Source organism: Acidimicrobiales bacterium (assembly GCA_035533595.1).
In the GTDB taxonomy this organism is placed as follows: domain Bacteria; phylum Actinomycetota; class Acidimicrobiia; order Acidimicrobiales; family Bog-793; genus DATLTN01.
Genome location: DATLTN010000013.1, coordinates 1 through 16,305 on the forward strand (window position 1 = coordinate 1; position 16,305 = coordinate 16,305).

12 protein-coding genes are annotated in these 16,305 nt (G+C 70.5%); 5 read left to right on the forward strand and 7 right to left on the reverse strand.

The window, feature by feature from the left end; genetic code table 11:
• Positions 1 to 49 precede the first annotated feature (49 nt).
• The 3 genes from VNF07_02440 to VNF07_02450 form a co-directional block, all read right to left on the reverse strand.
• Positions 50 to 607 (reverse strand): plasmid pRiA4b ORF-3 family protein, encoded by a 558-nt coding sequence (locus tag VNF07_02440; GenBank protein HVB05089.1) that lies wholly within the window; start codon positions 605 to 607, stop codon positions 50 to 52.
• A gap of 159 nt (positions 608 to 766) precedes the next feature.
• Positions 767 to 1,261, reverse strand: a complete 495-nt coding sequence (locus VNF07_02445) for an SRPBCC domain-containing protein (GenBank protein HVB05090.1) — start codon at positions 1,259 to 1,261, stop codon at positions 767 to 769.
• Positions 1,258 to 1,602 carry a helix-turn-helix transcriptional regulator gene (locus VNF07_02450; GenBank protein HVB05091.1) on the reverse strand — a complete coding sequence of 115 codons (345 nt, stop codon included), beginning with the start codon at positions 1,600 to 1,602 and terminating at the stop codon, positions 1,258 to 1,260. The genes VNF07_02445 and VNF07_02450 overlap by 4 nt, the downstream gene beginning before the upstream one ends.
• A gap of 149 nt (positions 1,603 to 1,751) precedes the next feature.
• Here VNF07_02450 and VNF07_02455 point away from each other — a divergent pair, with 149 nt between their 5' ends.
• On the forward strand, positions 1,752 to 3,137 hold the full coding sequence (locus VNF07_02455; GenBank protein ID HVB05092.1) for a carboxypeptidase-like regulatory domain-containing protein: 1,386 nt from the start codon (positions 1,752 to 1,754) through the stop codon (positions 3,135 to 3,137).
• A gap of 9 nt (positions 3,138 to 3,146) precedes the next feature.
• Here VNF07_02455 and VNF07_02460 read toward each other — a convergent pair whose 3' ends face one another.
• The 4 genes from VNF07_02460 to VNF07_02475 form a co-directional block, all read right to left on the reverse strand.
• Positions 3,147 to 4,826 carry a GMC family oxidoreductase N-terminal domain-containing protein gene (locus VNF07_02460; protein HVB05093.1) on the reverse strand — a complete coding sequence of 560 codons (1,680 nt, stop codon included), beginning with the start codon at positions 4,824 to 4,826 and terminating at the stop codon, positions 3,147 to 3,149.
• 157 nt (positions 4,827 to 4,983) lie between these two features.
• A complete protein-coding gene (locus VNF07_02465) occupies positions 4,984 to 6,288 on the reverse strand; it encodes a GAF domain-containing SpoIIE family protein phosphatase (protein HVB05094.1) in 1,305 nt (434 codons plus the stop codon).
• Positions 6,285 to 7,193 carry a response regulator gene (locus VNF07_02470; GenBank protein HVB05095.1) on the reverse strand — a complete coding sequence of 303 codons (909 nt, stop codon included), beginning with the start codon at positions 7,191 to 7,193 and terminating at the stop codon, positions 6,285 to 6,287. The genes VNF07_02465 and VNF07_02470 overlap by 4 nt, the downstream gene beginning before the upstream one ends.
• Positions 7,183 to 12,018, reverse strand: a complete 4,836-nt coding sequence (locus VNF07_02475; protein HVB05096.1) for a HAMP domain-containing protein — start codon at positions 12,016 to 12,018, stop codon at positions 7,183 to 7,185. Before VNF07_02475 ends, VNF07_02470 begins: the two co-directional genes overlap by 11 nt.
• A 289-nt stretch (positions 12,019 to 12,307) precedes the next feature.
• On the opposite strand from VNF07_02475, the gene VNF07_02480 reads away from it, so the two are divergent.
• The 4 genes from VNF07_02480 (at position 12,308) to VNF07_02495 (ending at position 15,950) form a co-directional block, all read left to right on the forward strand.
• Positions 12,308 to 12,847 carry a dihydrofolate reductase family protein gene (locus VNF07_02480; protein ID HVB05097.1) on the forward strand — a complete coding sequence of 180 codons (540 nt, stop codon included), beginning with the start codon at positions 12,308 to 12,310 and terminating at the stop codon, positions 12,845 to 12,847.
• Positions 12,848 to 12,906: 59 nt separating this feature from the next.
• Positions 12,907 to 13,329 carry a class I SAM-dependent methyltransferase gene (locus tag VNF07_02485; GenBank protein ID HVB05098.1) on the forward strand — a complete coding sequence of 141 codons (423 nt, stop codon included), beginning with the start codon at positions 12,907 to 12,909 and terminating at the stop codon, positions 13,327 to 13,329.
• A gap of 780 nt (positions 13,330 to 14,109) precedes the next feature.
• Positions 14,110 to 14,391 (forward strand): metal-sensitive transcriptional regulator, encoded by a 282-nt coding sequence (locus VNF07_02490; GenBank protein ID HVB05099.1) that lies wholly within the window; start codon positions 14,110 to 14,112, stop codon positions 14,389 to 14,391.
• Positions 14,391 to 15,950 carry a permease gene (locus VNF07_02495; protein ID HVB05100.1) on the forward strand — a complete coding sequence of 520 codons (1,560 nt, stop codon included), beginning with the start codon at positions 14,391 to 14,393 and terminating at the stop codon, positions 15,948 to 15,950. The genes VNF07_02490 and VNF07_02495 overlap by 1 nt, the downstream gene beginning before the upstream one ends.
• Positions 15,951 to 16,305: the final 355 nt, after the last annotated feature.

The window sequence follows — 16,305 nt, forward strand, 5'->3', positions numbered from 1 at the left end:
GGTGTTGTCCCGACAGCACAGTCGGGACAACACCGCGACCGGTGGATGGTCAGTGATCTTGTGAGCGAGCCCTCGCGAACCTGGCGTTGATCGCCGCGAGATCGAAGGCGTCGGGGTCGAACTCGTCACCGAGCCATTCGACGGCGTCCTCATGGTCCTCGTGCGTCGGATCCGCGAGCACTTCCAGCATCTGCGCGTAGCCCCAGATCCCGCCGCAGTCCTCAGGTGGACAGGCACCCTTGCCACCGAGGCAGGTGGCGAGGCCGTCGAGCTCGACCGGCTCGGTCGCCTTCTCGACGAGCAGCTCGTGCTCCCAGGAGTCGCCGAAGTCGTAGAGGTACTCGCCGCGGCCGTGGGCCCCGAGCGTTTCGGCGATCGTGACGGTCGCCTCGTCTACGTCGTCGCCGAAGTCGTCGTCGGCGGGTCCGTAGCGGACGCCGGCAATCCTGAAGCAGTGGAGATGTGCGTCTTCCCAGCCCATGGCCACCTGAAGGACGACGTGGAAGAGATCGAGCGAGGTGTCGCCGGCGACGACGAGTCGGCGCCAGATCGGCGGGTGGGCTCCACCAAGGCTCACTTTGATCTGGATGGGAGTCGGCGCGGTCATCGCGCCAGGCTAAGAGACGGGCCTCTCCGCGCGGCCTTTAAACGGAAAATAGGGCGCGGGCCCCTGCTTCGGCCACGGTGGCGGCTGCGCGGCCACGATCTCAGGCTCCTTCGTGACAACGGTTACAGGAATTTTTGGCTCGGGGGACCGGCTCCCGGGTCACACGGTCGTCGAGGCGAGCAGCGCGTCCACCTGCCCGATCGCCTGCGCCATACCCTCGGCGATCCCCATCGAGATCATCTCCTCCATCCGGGCGAGGTCGACGAACTGGGTCACGGTCGTCATCCTTGTCCCGTCGCCCGTCTCCTCGAAGGTCACCGCGCCGGCCATCGGCGCCATCTCCGGGATCGGCTCGCCGTCTGCGCCGGCGAGGCCGTTGGCGAAGTCGATCCGCACCGGCTTGTCGATCACGTGCATCCGCCAAAAGCCCCAGTGCTTCTCGCCCGCCGGCCCGGTGAGGTGGTAGCGCGACTCGCCGTCGACCACGAAGTCGTGGCGGGTGAACGTCGCCGGCCACCCGGGAGGGCCCCACCACTGCTCGAGCTTGCGGGGGTCCTCCCACACGGCCCAGACGCGCTCGGGCGTCGAAGCGAACTCGGCGACGAGCGTGAGTGAGAGGTGCTCGGGGTCCTTGTGCGTGCTGATCACGGTCATGCCTGTTCTCCTTGTTCATCCGGCGTCGCGAGGACGGTGGCGATCCGCTGGGCGCGGTCGATCCAGAGTTGCTCGTACTGGTCGAGGAGCGCGATCGCCTTCGCGATCGTCGGGCCGTTCGCCTTCACGATCTGCTCTCTCCCGCGCCGCTCCTTGGTGACGAGCGCCGCTCGCTCGAGCACCGAGACGTGCTTTTGCACCGCGGCGAAGCTCATCACGTAGTAACGGGCGAGCGAGGAGACCGACTGCTCCCGCTCGATCGCCCGCCCGAGGAGGTCCCGGCGCGTCCGGTCGGCGAGCGCCTGGAAGACGCGGTCGACCTCGCTGTCCGAGAGGCTCATACCTACAACCATACAGTTGTATGTTATCCGGCCGGTCGCCTCCTCGCAAGGGATCGGTTCCAGCGCCCGCAGTGTCGGGCCGCCCTGCGGGAACGGCAGCGGGCGGGCGCGATGTGGACGCCGAGGTCAAACGGGGAAAGAACCCCCTGTTGACCCTTCGCACCGTCGTCCTCCCCTCGCCGCGCCGCGGTGGAGGAACCGCGCCCCGGCACCTCGCCGTGCTGACGGTGCTCCTCGCGTCGCTCGCCTTCGGCCTCGCGCTCAGCGCGCAACAGACCACCGCGGCTCCGCTCGGGCTGCGGCAGTGGGCGATGAAGTTCCTCGAGCAGCTCGGTGCCCCCGCGGTCGGCCCGAGCGCACCGCGGGTGCAGTTCCTCGCCCAGTGGTCGAAGGTCGAGGGGACCTTCGACCACGGCAACGCCAACAACCCGCTCGATACCGAGATGCGGGCTCGCGGCGCCAACCTCTACAACGCCGCCGGGGTGAAGACCTATCCGTCGTTGCTGGTGGGGTTCAAGGCGACGATCGCCACGCTGCAACAGGGGTTCGACCGGCCGATCCTCAGCGCGCTCGCCGATCGCAGGTCGACGATCCCGGCCCTCGGCCTCGCGCTCGCTGAGTCGAACTGGACCGGCTTCGGGCAACGCTCCTGGAACGAGCAGGTGTACGCGAGTGAGGTCTCCGGCCTGCCGGTCTCGGCCTTCAGGCTCCCCCAGCCCACGGTGTCGATCCGCGGGGTGGTCGTCGACCCGCTGCAGCGCCGTGTCGCGAGTGTCTGCGTCACCCCCCTGCGCGGCAACACCGCACTCACGCCGGTGCTCACCACGACGAACGGCACCTACTTCATCTCCAACCTCGCTCGCGCCGGGTACCGCCTCCAGATCTCGGACTGCAGCCACGTGCTGAACAACGCCCCGGCGACGCTCTACGACGCGAAGGCGACGGCTCGTCACGTGAGCCCGGCGCGCGCGCAGGCGACCGTGCTGAGCAGCGCCTGCACGCTTGACAAGCCCTGCCTCAGCGAGAGCATCAACGTCCTCGACGTCGTCACCTTCGGCATCCTCACCCCCGAGATCACCTGGCCGCGGCCGGCGTCGATCCCCTACGGCAGGCGCCTCTCCGCGACGCAGCTCGACGCCCGTGCCTCAGTGCCGGGGGTGCTGCGCTACTCCCTCCCCCGCGGCGCCCTACTCGCGCCGGGCACGCACGTCGTGACCGTCGCATTCCACCCGCGCGACGCCACGAGCTTCGTCGTGGTGCAGGCGACCCAACAGGTCGTCGTCGACCGGCTGCAGGCAAGGCTCACCTGGCAGCGGCCGGCACCGATCGCCGCCGGCACGCCCCTCTCCGCCGTGCAGCTCGATGCCGTCGCCTCCGTGGCAGGGCGTTTCACGTACTTCCCGCCGCGCGGGACCGCCTTCGGCCCCGGCATCCACCCGATCGCGGTGCGCTTCCAACCTGCCGACCTCACCCACTACCGGGCGGTGACGGGCCTCGTGCGGATCGTCGTCCTCCCGCCGACGCTCAGCCCCTGAGGGCGGGGGTCAGCTGCGCCGGGCGGCCGGCGACGCGACGGCCGCGCTGCGGATCAGGTCCGCGGCGCGCTCCGCGATCATGATCACCGGCGCGTTCGTGTGCCCGGAGATGAGCTCGGGGATCACCGAGGCGTCCACCACCCGCAGCCCGGCGACGCCCTTCACCCGCAGCTCCGGGTCGACGACGGCGTCGCCGTCGGTGACGGCGCCCATCTTGCAGGTCCCGACGTAGTGGTGCCCGCCGCGCGCCGCGCCACGGATGTAGTCGGCGAGCTCCTCATCGGCCGCGGCCGAAGAGCCCGGCACGAGCTCCGCGACGACGTAGGGGCGCAGCGCGTCCTGGCCGAAGATCTCGCGGGCGACGCGACACCCCTTCACGAGGCCGTCGATGTCGACCTGCTCGGAGAGCATCTGGTGCTCGATGCGCGGTGGGTCCTCGGGGCGCTGGGAGCGCAGGGAGACGACGCCGCGGGCGCGGGGATGGCAGAGCCAGACGCTCGTCTGCACCGCGGGGATCTTCTCCGGCTTCATGTCGGTGATCCCGTCGACCTCGGGGGGGATCGGTCCTTTGAGCGGCCGGTTGCGGCTCACCGCGAGCGGGCGGAAGGTGATCTCGAGATCGGGGCGACGCGCCCCCTCGGCGGCGGCCTCGCTGCCCGGAAAGCGCGTGAACAGCAGCGCCGTAGAGCCGGAGGCGGTGGCGCCGCCGCGACCGTGCAGTAGGAACTGCAGGCCGTGGTGGACGACGCCGCGCGCGTTCAGCTCCATGTTGAGTGTCGGGCGGTTCACGAGGTAGGTAAAGCCGACGACGGCGTGCTCCTGGAGGTTGGCTCCCACCCCCGGGCTGTCGACGACGACCTCAAGGCCGACGTCGCGGAGGTGCTTCTCGGGCCCGATGCCGGAGAGCATGAGGACCTTCGGCGACCCGATCGTGCCCGCGCAGAGGAGCACCTCGCGCGCCGTGGCCTGCTTCAACGCCCCGCCGACGCGGTACTCGACCCCCGTCGCCCGGTTCTGTTCGATCAGCACCCGCGTGACGAGTGCGTGCTTGCGGAGCGTCAGGTTGCGGCGGCGGCGCGCCTCGGCGAGATACGAGCGCGCCGTGCTGCTCCGCAGCCCCCGGCGCTGGGAGACCTGGGCGCGGCCGACCCCCTCCTGCGCCGCACCGTTCAGGTCGTGGGCGTACGGCAGCCCCCACTGCTCCGCCGCCTCGATGAAGGCATCGTTGATCGGGTGGTCGATCCCCGAGTAGCTGACGTGCTGCGGGCCGTGGTCCCCGCGGTAGTCGCTCGCCCCGCCCGCGAAGGTCTCGCTGCGCCGGAAGTAGGGAAGGACGTTCTGGTAGTCCCATCCCTCGCAGCCGAGCGCGGCCCAGTGGTCGTAGTCCGCCCGCCGGCCGCGCGTCCACGCGGTGACGTTGATCGAGCTGCCGCCGCCGATCACGCGCCCCGCGTCCCAGACGTTCTCCGCGCCCTTGCGCGTCGGGTCCGCCTCCGCCGGGTACCGCCAGTTGTACTTCGCCCTGATCTTCAGCAGGCCGGCGGGGAAGCGGATGAACGGGCTGCGGTCCTCGCCGCCGGCCTCGAGGAGCAGCACCCGTGTGCTGCGGTCCTCGCTCAGGCGGTCGGCGAGCACGCAGCCCGCGGAGCCGGCGCCGACGATGATGTAGTCCCAGGTCGCTTCCACCATCGGTCGTCCCCCCACCGAGATCCGGTCTCGCGTTCTGTGCGCGGGCCGAGGTCGCAGCTCGCACCTCGGCCGCCCGGCGCACGCCTGCGGCCGAGGATGCTCCAGCCCTGCTACCGACGGCATTTTTAGCAGGCGCCGGCGCGCCGGCGACCGGCTCCTAGCGCGTCGGCGGGACGCGGGCGACGACGATCGCGAGGTCGTCGTTGTTGCGCGGCCCGCGGTGGTCGAGCACCCCGAGCTCGATGCGCCGCGCGATCCCCTCGGCGGAGCGCCCCGCCGCGAGGGCGAGCGTCTCGCAGAGCGACTCCTCTCCGAAGAAGCGGCCCTGTGCGTCGCGCGCCTCGATGACGCCGTCGGTGTAGAAAACGAGCGCCTCGCCGGGGGCGAGGTGCAGCGCCCCCTCCGCGATCGGCGCGTCCTCGGTGAGGCCGAGGATCGTGCCGGTCTCGGCCATCGCGGCCTCGACGGCGCCACCACTGCGCTGCAGGTAGACGGGGGGGTGGCCCGCCGAGGCGAGCGAGACGGCCGTCCCCACGCCGTCCTGTCGGAACGAGGCGAGGGCCGCCGTGCAAAATCGCCCCTCGGGGGCGGCGCGCAGCACCGCCCGGTTGAGCTGCCGCAGCATCTCGGCGGGGGGCTGTCCCGACTCGGCGAGCGCGCGGGCGGTGTAGCGGGCGATCCCGGCGAGGCCGGCCGCTTCGGGGCCGATGCCGCTCGCGTCGCCGAGGAGAATACTCCAACGCCCTCCGCCAGTCGGAAAGATGTCGTAGAAGTCGCCGCCGACGAGGTTGCCAAGGCCGCTCGGTCGGTAGCGGGCGGCGAGATCCAGGCCGGGGATCGCCGGGAGGAGCGGCGGGAGCAGCGACTCCTGGAGCGCGGTCGAGATCCTCGTCTGCTCGGTGACGGCGTCGGTGACCTCGATGGTGTGGCCGAGGTGGGCGGCGAGCGCGGCCCCGAGAGCCGCCTGACGCTCTGAGAAGGCGCGGCTGCGGTGGTGAAGGAGGCAGAGCACCCCGAGGCTCCGTCCCCTCCGCCCGCACACCGGGAGCGCGAGGAGGCTGCGCAGCTCCCGATTGCCGAGGGTGTCGCCGAGGGCGCTCTCGCCGAGGAGCGGGCGGATCCGTGCCGCGTCCGAGAGGTAGACCGTCTCGCCGCCGAACGCCGCCTCGAGGTCGGGAAGTGAGTCCAGCTCCGAGGGGAGGGCGAAGCGCGCCACGTCCGGACCGTAGAGCGCGGCGGCACGCCCGCTCTCGGGGAGTGAGACGAGCGCGAGGCGCGCGCCGGTGATCTCGCAGGCGGCCTCGGCGAAGACCTCGATGGCGTGCTCGGGGGTGTAGTCGCTGAGCGCCCGAGGGAGCATGAGCAGCGCCCGCTCCAGCCGGTCGCGGTCGGCGGCCGACTGCAGGAGGCGGCTGCGCTCGCTCTCGGGGAGCACGTCGAGGTCGTCGACGAGGCCGGTCACGGCCTGCCCGCGGGGAGGGACAGCTCGAACCAGACGACCTTCCCGGACTCCGAACGCGTCCAACCGCAGCGGTCCGCCATCTGTCGCACGATCTCGAGGCCCCGACCCGAGTCGTCCTCGACGGTCGCCTCCCGGAGGTTGGGCTCGAAGGCCCCGGCATCGGCTACCTCGCCCCGCAGCACCGTCGGGCCGAGGTCGATGCGGACCGTCGCCGCCGAGCGCGCGTGCACCACCGAGTTCGTGACCAGCTCGCTCACGAGGAGGACGGCGGCCTCGACCAGCAGTTCGGGCGCCTCCCCGAGGGCGCTGCGGACCGCGGCCCGGGCAGTGCGCGGAGCGCTGCCGTCGGCCGCGACGTCGAGATCGACCACCCTTACGCTCTCGAGAAAGGGGGCCGCCCCGACCTCGGCGCGCGGGGCGCTCGTCCAGGAGCCGCCGCCGTCCACCGTCTCGCTCTCGCGCGCCGCGACCTCGGCGGCGGAGCGAGCCGCACCGGCGGCGCGCAGCGCGCTCGACATCTCGACGAGCGCGCGCACCTTGGCCCGCAGCAGGTCCGGCTCGAACGGCTTGGAGATGTAGTCGACGGCGCCCGCGTCGTAGCCGCGCAGCTGGTGCTCGAGGTCGTGGGAGATCGCGGTGAGGAAGATGATGGGGATGCCGCGGGTCGCGGCCCGCGCCCGCAGCAGGTCGGCCGTCTCGAAGCCGTCCAGGCCGGGCATCTGCACGTCGAGCACGATCGCCGCCACCTCATGGTCGAGCAGGTAGCGCAATGCCTCGCCCCCCGAGCTGGCGGTTTGCATCTCGAGGCACAGCGGCTCGAGCACCGCCTGCAGGGCGAGGAGGTTGTCCTTGCGGTCGTCGACGAGGAGGATGGTCTCGAGCGGTTCCGGAGCCTCAGACGGCATCGTTCAGCCAGACCCTCATGAGACCGAGCAGCTCGTGGAGGTCGACGGGCTTGGTGATGTAGTCCGAGGCGCCGGCGGCGAGGCTCTCCTCCCGGTCGCCGCGCATCGCCTTCGCGGTGACGGCGATGATCGGCAGGCTCGCGCACCCGGGCAATGTGCGGATCACACGGATCGCCTGGTAGCCGTCCATCTCCGGCATCATGATGTCCATCAGCACGAGGTCGATGCCGGGCGTCGCCTGTAGGACCTTCAGCCCCTGCGGGCCGCTGTCCGCGCAGAGCACCTCGATGCCTTGGCCCTCGAGCGCGCTCGCCAGCGCGTACAGGTTGCGCACGTCGTCGTCGACGATCATCACCCTCGTCCCGGACCAGTCTGTCGAGTCCTCGACCGCCTGCACGAGCATCCGGCGCTCCACCTTCGGGGTGGCGGCGACCGCCGCCGTGGCGGTGGAGTCGACGTGGATCGGCAGGAGGAGCGTGAACACGCTCCCCTTGGCCGGGGAGCTCTCGACGCGTAGCTCGCCCCCGAGCAGCAGGGCGATCTCCCGGCTGATGGAGAGACCGAGGCCGGTCCCGCCGTAGCGCCGACTCGTCGTCCCGTCGGCCTGCTGGAAGGCCTCGAAGATGAGCTGCTGTTTCTCGCGGGGGATCCCGATCCCGGTGTCATGGACGGCGAAAGCGATCCGCGGCATCTCCGGGCGCTCGGCGTTGGCTGCGATGCGCAGCTCGACCGAGCCCGCCTCGGTGAACTTGCAGGCGTTGGAGAGCAGGTTCTTCAGGATCTGCTCCACCCGCTGCTGGTCGGTGACCATCGTCGGGGGCGCCCCGTCGGCGACCGTGATCGAGAAGTCGAGGTCGCGCTCGGAGGCGATCGGCCGGAAGACTTGCTCGAGATCGGCGCAGAGATTGTCGAGCGTCACCGGGGCGAGCGCCACTTCGAGCTTGCCTGCCTCCACCCGCGAGAGGTCGAGGATGTCGTTGATCAGGCTCAGCAGGTCGTTGCCGGCCTCGTAGATGCTCTGGGCGAAGGTGATCTCCCGCTCGGAGAGGCCCCCGCCGTGGTTGTCGGCGAGCGTCCTCGCGAGGATCAGCAGACTGTTGAGCGGTGTCCGCAGCTCATGGGACATGTTGGCGAGGAACTCGGACTTGTACTTGGAGCTCAAGGCGAGCTGCTCGGCGCGCTCCTCGAGCTCGCCACGGGCGAGCTCGATCTCGGCGTTGGTGTGCTGCAGCTCCTCCTGCTTGCGCTGCAGCTCTGCCGACTGGCTCTGCAGCTCCTGGGCGAGCTCCTGGGACTGCACGAGAAGCTCCTCGGTGCGGGAGGTGGCGAGGATCGTGTTCAGCACGACGCCCACCGTCTCGACGAGCTGTCCGAGGAGCTGGCGGTTCACCTCGGTGAAGGGGCGGAACGAGGCGAGCTCGAGGACGGCGAGCACCCGCTCCTCGAAGAGCACCGGCAGCACGATGATGTGCGGCGGCGTGGCGTCGATCACCCCGGTGCGCACCCGCACGGTGTTGGTGGGGGCGTTCTCCAAGACGATCGGCTTGCGTTCGACAGCCGCCTGGCCGACAAGGCCCTCCCCGATCGCGAAGGCCGCCCGTCGCCGCCCCTTGGTCTCGGCCCCGTAGCCGGCGAGGAGCTCGAAGCGGAGGCGTCGTTCGTCGACCTCGCCGGAGGGGTCCGCCATGTAGAAGGCGCCGAAGTGCGCACCGACGAGGGGCGTCAGCTCGCTCATGATGAGCCTCGAGACGGTGCGCAGGTTGCGCTGGCCCTGCAGCATCGCGCTCACGCGCGCGAGATTGGAGTTCAGCCAGTCCTGCGCCTCGTTCTGAGTGGTCGTCTCCCGCAGGTTCTCGATCATCTGGTTGATGTTGTCCTTCAGGTCGCCGAGCTCTCCCGGTGCCTCGACGGTGACCTGGCGGGTCAGGTCGCCCCGCGTCACGGCGGTCGCGACCTCGGCGATCGAGCGGACCTGGCTCGTCAGGTTGTCGGCGAGCTGGTTCACGTTCTCGGTGAGGTCGGCCCAGGTGCCGGAGACCCCCTTCACCTCCGCCTGGCCACCGAGGCGCCCCTCGGTGCCGACCTCGCGCGCCACGCGGGTCACCTCGGCGGCGAAGGCCGAGAGCTGGTCGACCATCTTGTTGATGGTGTTCTTCAGCTCGAGGATCTCGCCGCGGGCGCCGACGGTGATCTTCTGGGAGAGGTCGCCCTGGGCGACCGCCGTCGTCACCTGGGCGATGTTGCGGACCTGATCGGTGAGGTTATCGGCCATCGAGTTCACCGAGGTGGTGAGGTCCCGCCAGGTGCCCGAAACCCCCTTCACCTCCGCCTGGCCGCCGAGTTTGCCCTCGGTGCCGACCTCGCGGGCCACCCGGGTGACCTCGTCGGCGAAGGCCGAGAGCTGGTCGACCATCGTGTTTATGGTGTTCTTCAGCTCGAGCAGCTCGCCGCGGACCTCGACGCTGATCTTCTGGGAGAGGTCCCCCTTCGCGACCGCCGTCGTCACCTGCGCGATGTTGCGGACCTGGCTCGTGAGGTTGCCGGCAAGCTGGTTGACGTTCTCGGTGAGGTCCTTCCAGGTCCCCGAGACCCCCGGCACGATCGCCTGGCCGCCGAGCTTCCCCTCGGTGCCTACCTCGCGCGCGACGCGGGTCACCTCGGCGGCGAAGGCCGAGAGCTGGTCGACCATCGTGTTGATGGTGTTCTTCAGCTCGAGGATCTCGCCGCGGGCGTCGACGGTGATCTTCTGGGAGAGGTCCCCCTTCGCAACCGCCGTCGTCACCTGGGCGATGTTGCGCACCTGCCCGGTGAGGTTGCCGGCGAGCTGGTTGACGTTGTCGGTGAGGTCCTTCCAGGTCCCCGAGACCCCCTGCACGTCGGCCTGGCCTCCGAGGCGGCCCTCGGTGCCGACCTCGCGGGCAACGCGGGTCACCTCGGCGGCGAAGCCCGAGAGCTGGTCGACCATCGTGTTCACGGTCTGCTTCAGCTCGGCGACCTCGCCCTGGGCCTCGACGGTGATCTTCTGGGAGAGGTCCCCCTTCGCGACCGCGGTGGTGACGTGCGCGATGTTGCGCACCTGGCCGGTGAGGTTGCCGGCGAGGCGGTTGACGTTGTCCGTGAGATCCTTCCAGGTGCCCGAGACCCCGGGCACGATCGCCTGGCCTCCGAGGCGTCCCTCGGTGCCGACCTCGCGAGCGACGCGGGTCACCTCGGCGGCGAAGGCCGAGAGCTGGTCGACCATCGTGTTGATGGTCTCCTTCAGCTCCGCGACCTCGCCCTGCGCCTCGACCGTGATGGTCTGGGAGAGGTCGCCGCGGGCCACCGCTGTCGTGACGTGCGCGATGTTGCGCACCTGGCCGGTGAGGTTGCCGGCGAGCTGGTTGACGTTGTCGGTGAGGTCCTTCCAGGTCCCCGAGACCCCCTGCACGTCGGCCTGGCCGCCGAGGCGGCCCTCGGTCCCGACCTCGCGGGCGACGCGGGTCACCTCGTCGGCGAAGGAGGAGAGCTGGTCGACCATTGTGTTCACGGTCCGTTTCAGCTCGAGGATCTCGCCCTGGACGTCGACCTGGATCTTCTGGGAGAGGTCCCCGTTGGCGACCGCGGTGGTCACCCTGGCGATGTCCCGCACCTGGTCGGTGAGGTTCGTCGCCATCGAGTTCACCGAGTCGGTGAGGTCCTTCCTGGTCCCGTCGACGCCGGTGACGCGGGCCTGGCCGCCGAGCTTTCCCTCGGTGCCGACCTCCTTCGCGACGCGCGTCACCTCGTCGGCGAAGGCCGAGAGCTGGTCGACCATCGTGTTGATCGTGTCCTTCAGCTCCGCGACCTCGCCGCGGGCGTCGACGGTGATCTTCTGCGAGAGGTCGCCGCGGGCGACCGCCTTGGTCACCTGCGCGATGTTGCGGACCTGGCCGGTGAGGTTGCCGGCAAGCTGGTTGACGTTGTCGGTGAGGTCCTTCCAGGTGCCCGAGACCCCCTGCACGTCGGCCTGGCCGCCGAGACGGCCGTCGGTGCCGACCTCGCGGGCCACTCTCGTGACCTCGTGCGCGAAGGAGCGGAGCTGGTCGACCATCGTGTTCACGGTCTGTTTCAGGTCCAGCATCTCGCCGCGCACGTCGACCGTGACCTTCTGGGAGAGGTCGCCGTTGGCCACGGCAGTGGTGACGACGGCGATGTCGCGGACCTGGTCGGTGAGGTTGGCGGCCATCGAGTTCACCGAGTCGGTGAGGTCGCCCCAGATCCCGAAGACGCCCTTGATGTCCGCCTGCACGCCGAGGTGCCCCTCGGTGCCCACCTCGCGGGTGACGCGCGTGAGCTCCGCGGAGAACGAGCGCAGCTGGTCGACCATCGAGTTGACGACCGTGCCGATGCGGGCGAAGTCGCCTCTCGCCGGGCGGCCGTCGATGGTCAGCAGCATCGTCTGGGTGAGGTCGCCCTCCGCGACCGCGGAGATGACGCGCGTCACCTCAGTCGTCGGCCGGACGAGGTCGTCGATCAGCGAGTTCGTCGCCTCGGCGGCCGCCATCCAGTTCCCGAGCGCGCGTTTGGTGCGCAGCCGCTCGGTCGACCTCCCCTCTCGCCCGACGACGCGGGCGATGCGCGAGATCTCGTCGGTGAAGAGGTCCTGCTGCTCGACGAGGTCGTTGAAGGCGCGCGAGATCTCACCGACGATGCCCGCCCGCCGCGTCGAGAGACGGGCGCGGCCGTCGCCCTGCTTGGCGGCGACGAGCGCCCGCAACAGCTCTTCGAGGAAGCGCGCCTCCGCGCCCGTGGCCTTCGGCGCCTCGTCGCGGGAGAGGGCGACGGGCGGGTCCACGACGCTGGTCATCGGACACCATCAGGTGCAACAGGATGAGACGGGCGCGCGGCGGTGGCTGACATGTGCTCCCCTGAATAGTTTTGCCAGCCCTGCGACCCATCAATATAGGCGCTTGGCGTCGCTCGGCAAGGAAATTCCATGACGTTTCAAATCGCCCCAGCTGGGGAATGCCCCCTGGAGCGACGCCACAGCGGATGCCAGCCCTGGTGGTGACGCCGGCCCGACACGGGCCGTTTTCTCGCGCCTTCACGGCGATCGCCGACCCTCGCGTGGAGCGGGTGGGACGACAAGGAGCCCGTTGGGCAGGCTCATCGAAGTGGTGCCCGTCTCCCTCGGGGGCGAGATCGGCTCCCCGCGGGACTGGGCGCTCCCCTACCTGGACGACGAGCACACGCGCTACGCGAGCCGCCTGCTCGGTGACGCCGACGCCCTCCTGCTCGGCCGCCGGACCTACGGGGGGCTGTCCGCCGCCTACCCCACGACGGTGTCGAACCCCTTCGTCGAGCGGATGAACTCGATCCCCAAGTGGGTGGCGTCGAGGACGCTGCGCGAGCTCGCGTGGAACGCGACCTCCATCCTCGGTGACCTCGTCGAGTTCGTCGCCGACTGCAAGCGCCGGCCGGGCGGCGACCTCTTGAAGTACGGCAACGGCGCGCTCGTGGCCGCCGACCTGATCGGCGAGTTCCACCTGCTGCTCGCGCCGGTGACCGTCGGCAGGGGCCAGCATCTCTTCCAGGAGGTCGAAGGCGCCCCGCAGCTGTCGCTCGTCGATGTCACTCGCTTCAACAGCGGCGTGCTCGCCCTCGGGTACGCGCCGAAGCGCGCCGCGCGGCACTGAGCGAGCCCCGGCGTGGCGGAGATCGCGCGCCGCGTCGACAGGCGGCACGCGGCGCGCCTTTGCGGGGGAGCCCCATACTGAATCGGCGGGTCGCGGCGAGCCGGGTGACCGTCGAGTATGTCGGCCTCGACGGGCAGGCGTTGCCGCTCGAGTCGGCGAGTGTCGACCACGTGCTGACGACGTGGACGATGTGCACGATCCCTGACGTCGAGGGCGCGCTCTCAGAGATCCACCGCGTCCTCCGTCCCGGTGGTGAGCTGCACTTCGCTGAGCACGGCCGCTCGCCGGAACCGAACGTGGCCCGCTGGCAGGATCGGCTGACACCTCTGCAACGGCGGCTCTTCGGTGGCTGCCACCTCAACCGGTCGATCGATGCGTTGATCACCCGCGGCGGGTTCGACGTGCTGCGCATGGCCACCTACCAGATGCGGGGCCCGAAGCCGATGGGCTACACGTTCGAGGGGCTCGCGGCAAAGCCCTGACCGGCGCGCGGCGGCCCGAGACGCGGCGCGGCGTCGGGGCTGGCGGTCGAGTCACGACCGGGCGGCTGCGCGCCGTCGCCGCGCCGCGGAACTCCTGCTCAACCGCGGCGCGGACCCCAACGGGGCGCCCGACTACGCCCACGGGACCGCGCTCGGCGCCGCCCAAGGGCACGGGACCGAGAGGAGCGACGTGATCGAGTGGCTCCGCGGGTGCGGCGCCCGGTCGGTCGACGCAGCGGGATGAAGTGCCACGGCGAGCGCTGCGGGCAGCAGTGGTCACAATGCTTCACCGGAGGAGGGAGGCGGCAACGATGAGACGGGTCTTCGTGGCAATCGTGGGGTTGTTCTCGGTGGCAGCGGTACTGACGAGACTGGCCGAGGCCGTCGGCGTCGGGCGCCGGCTGCACTGCGCGTGCGAGCCGACGTGCTGGTGCAGGCGCCCGGGGCTCTCGCTGCTCAGGTGGGTGACCCCGCCACGGTGGCACGACCTCCCCGACCCCCCGCTGAGCGCCGAGGACAAGCGCCAGCTCGCAGAGAGCCGGTAGCGCCGCGCACCGCGCCGGTCTCCTCGAGCCCGGGCGCACCTCGCCGCGCTGCTCGCGACCACCGGGTAGGCGGTCCCCGTAAGCGAGGGCCGACGCAGCAGGTCCGCACTGAGCACCTCACCTCAGCCTGTCGTCCTGCTGAGGCGCACCGCGCGCGGTGGCCGCCGCAGTCGTCCAGGCGACCGGGTAGCCTGACGCCATCACACCCCCTGGGGGTATGGGGAGGGAGGCGCGAATGGTCGGCTACTCAGAGGACAAGGCGGCGCTGCAGACCCGCCTCCGCCGGATCGAAGGGCAGGTCCGTGGGCTCGGGCGGATGGTCGACGAGGAGGCGTACTGCATCGACGTGCTGACCCAGATCTCGGCGGCCACGAGGGCGTTGCAGGGGGTCGCGCTCGCGCTCTTGGAGGGTCACCTCGCCCACTGCGTCCACGACGCCGTGCTCGCCGGCGGCGAGGAGGCCGACGCGAAGGTGCAGGAGGCGAACGAGGCGATCCGGCGACTCGTCCGCTCGTGATGCCCCACCTCCTCGCCCTTTCGACGGGAGGGCTCCTCCTCGACATCGGGAGGAGCCTCAAAGAGGCCTTCTTCATGTTCTACGACACCCTCTGGGCGCTCGTCCTCGGCTTCGGCCTCTCGGGAGCCGTCCAGGCGTTCGTCTCGCGCGAGGCGATGCAGCGCCGCCTCGGCAACCATCGACCCGCTGCCGTGCTCCGGGCATCGCTCTACGGAACGGTCTCGTCGTCGTGTTCCTACGCGGCGTCCGCGATGGCGAAGTCGCTCTTCAAGAAGGGCGCGGACTTCGTCGCCTCGATGGTGTTCATGTTCGCCTCGACGAACCTCGTCCTCGAACTCGGCATCGTGCTCGTCGTGCTGATCGGCTGGCAGTTCGTCGCCGCAGAGTTCGTCGGCGGCACGATCATGATCGCCCTCCTCGTCCTCGCCGGCGGGCTCTTCTTCCGCGGCCGCGCCCTCGAGGAGGCCAGGCGCCGCGTCGGTGCCCCCGGCTCCGCGCAGAACCCCCACGGCGAGGAGTCGGGTGACCGCCGGCCGACACGCGAGCGGCTCGGCTCGCTCGCCGGGTGGTCCGACGCGGCGAGCTACACGATGGCCGACCTCACGATGCTGCGGCGCGAGATGCTCATCGGCTACACCGTCGCCGGTTTCCTCGCCGTCCTCGTCCCGGTCCATCTCTGGAACGACGTGTTCCTCCGCGGGCACGGCTTCGGGACGACACTCGAGAACGTCGTCGTCGGGCCGCTCATCGCGGTCATCAGCTACGTCTGCTCGATCGGCAACGTGCCCCTCGCCGCCGCGCTGTGGAAGGGCGGCATCAGCTTCGGGGGCGTCGTGAGCTTCATCTTCGCCGACCTGATCACGATGCCGCTGCTGCTCATCTACACCAAGCTCTACGGGGCGCGGATGGCCCTGCGGATGCTGGCGGTCTTCTGGGTCGTCATGTCGATCGCCGGCCTCGCGACGGAGGGGATCTTCCGGACCTCGGGCATCGTGCCGGCGACTCGACCGGTGCGCATCGCCGTCGAGCACTTCTCGTGGGACTACACCGGCGTCCTCGATCTGGTCTTCCTCGCCGCCTTCGCGCTCGTCTGGTACCTGTCGCGTCACCGCCACCGGTTCGGCGGGGGAGCTGGCTACACGATCGACCCGGTGTGCGGCATGCAGGTCGAGCAAGCCCAGGCGCCGGCCTCGATCGGAGCCGGCGACGACACCCTCTACTTCTGCTCGGACCACTGCCGTGAGCGCTTCACAGCGAACCCCTCCCGGTTCCCCCGCTCGGTCACGGTGCCACGGCGCCGTGACGAGGAGGGCGTGGCGCTCGTCCCGAGCTCACGACCGGTCACCGACGAGCACGAACCTGCCGATCAGCACGAAGGCGAGGGGGACATGGCTCCGGCAATCGATCCCGTCTGCGGGATGACCGTCGATCCGGCGACCGCGTCGGCGATCCGGAGGCTCGACGGCGTGAACTGGTTCTTCTGCGGCGCGGGGTGCGCCGACGCCTTCGACGGCGACCCCGCGCGCTACGCCGCGGCCACGCGTGAGCACAACGGCTAGCCCGACGAGATACCCGGCGGCCGGACCGAGGCGGAGTCGTGGAAGCGCCTTCGAGGCCACGGATTTCGTGAAATCAGGGGACTGCTGACATAGCGGTCTCTGCCGCTCTGAGTGGACGCCGATCCACCTCGTTGGATCCGGAATGAGCTCTCTGCGCGGTGCAACCGCGAGACCCGCTTCGTACGGTTCTTCGGCAGCTACGTCGGCTCCCTGCGCCGCACCGGCCTCTCGTGAATCCTGCCGCTCGCCGACCGCCGGAACGTGAGCATCCGGGTCAGGATCGATCCCGCCGTCCACGATGCCTGGCCCGCTGGGCAGCAGATGAGTTCCGAAGCCTCAATGCCCAGATCGAGAT

Excerpts from the sequence above, each read along its gene's own strand:
- VNF07_02490 (HVB05099.1), top strand. The coding sequence starts at position 14,110 with ATGGTCGGCTACTCAGAGGACAAGGCGGCGCTGCAGACCCGCCTCCGC.
- VNF07_02475 (HVB05096.1), bottom strand. The coding sequence starts at position 12,018 with ATGACCAGCGTCGTGGACCCGCCCGTCGCCCTCTCCCGCGACGAGGCG.
- VNF07_02450 (HVB05091.1), bottom strand. The coding sequence starts at position 1,602 with ATGAGCCTCTCGGACAGCGAGGTCGACCGCGTCTTCCAGGCGCTCGCC.
- VNF07_02470 (HVB05095.1), bottom strand. The coding sequence starts at position 7,193 with ATGCCGTCTGAGGCTCCGGAACCGCTCGAGACCATCCTCCTCGTCGAC.
- VNF07_02440 (HVB05089.1), bottom strand. The coding sequence starts at position 607 with ATGACCGCGCCGACTCCCATCCAGATCAAAGTGAGCCTTGGTGGAGCC.
- VNF07_02445 (HVB05090.1), bottom strand. The coding sequence starts at position 1,261 with ATGACCGTGATCAGCACGCACAAGGACCCCGAGCACCTCTCACTCACG.
- VNF07_02495 (HVB05100.1), top strand. The coding sequence starts at position 14,391 with ATGCCCCACCTCCTCGCCCTTTCGACGGGAGGGCTCCTCCTCGACATC.
- VNF07_02460 (HVB05093.1), bottom strand. The coding sequence starts at position 4,826 with ATGGTGGAAGCGACCTGGGACTACATCATCGTCGGCGCCGGCTCCGCG.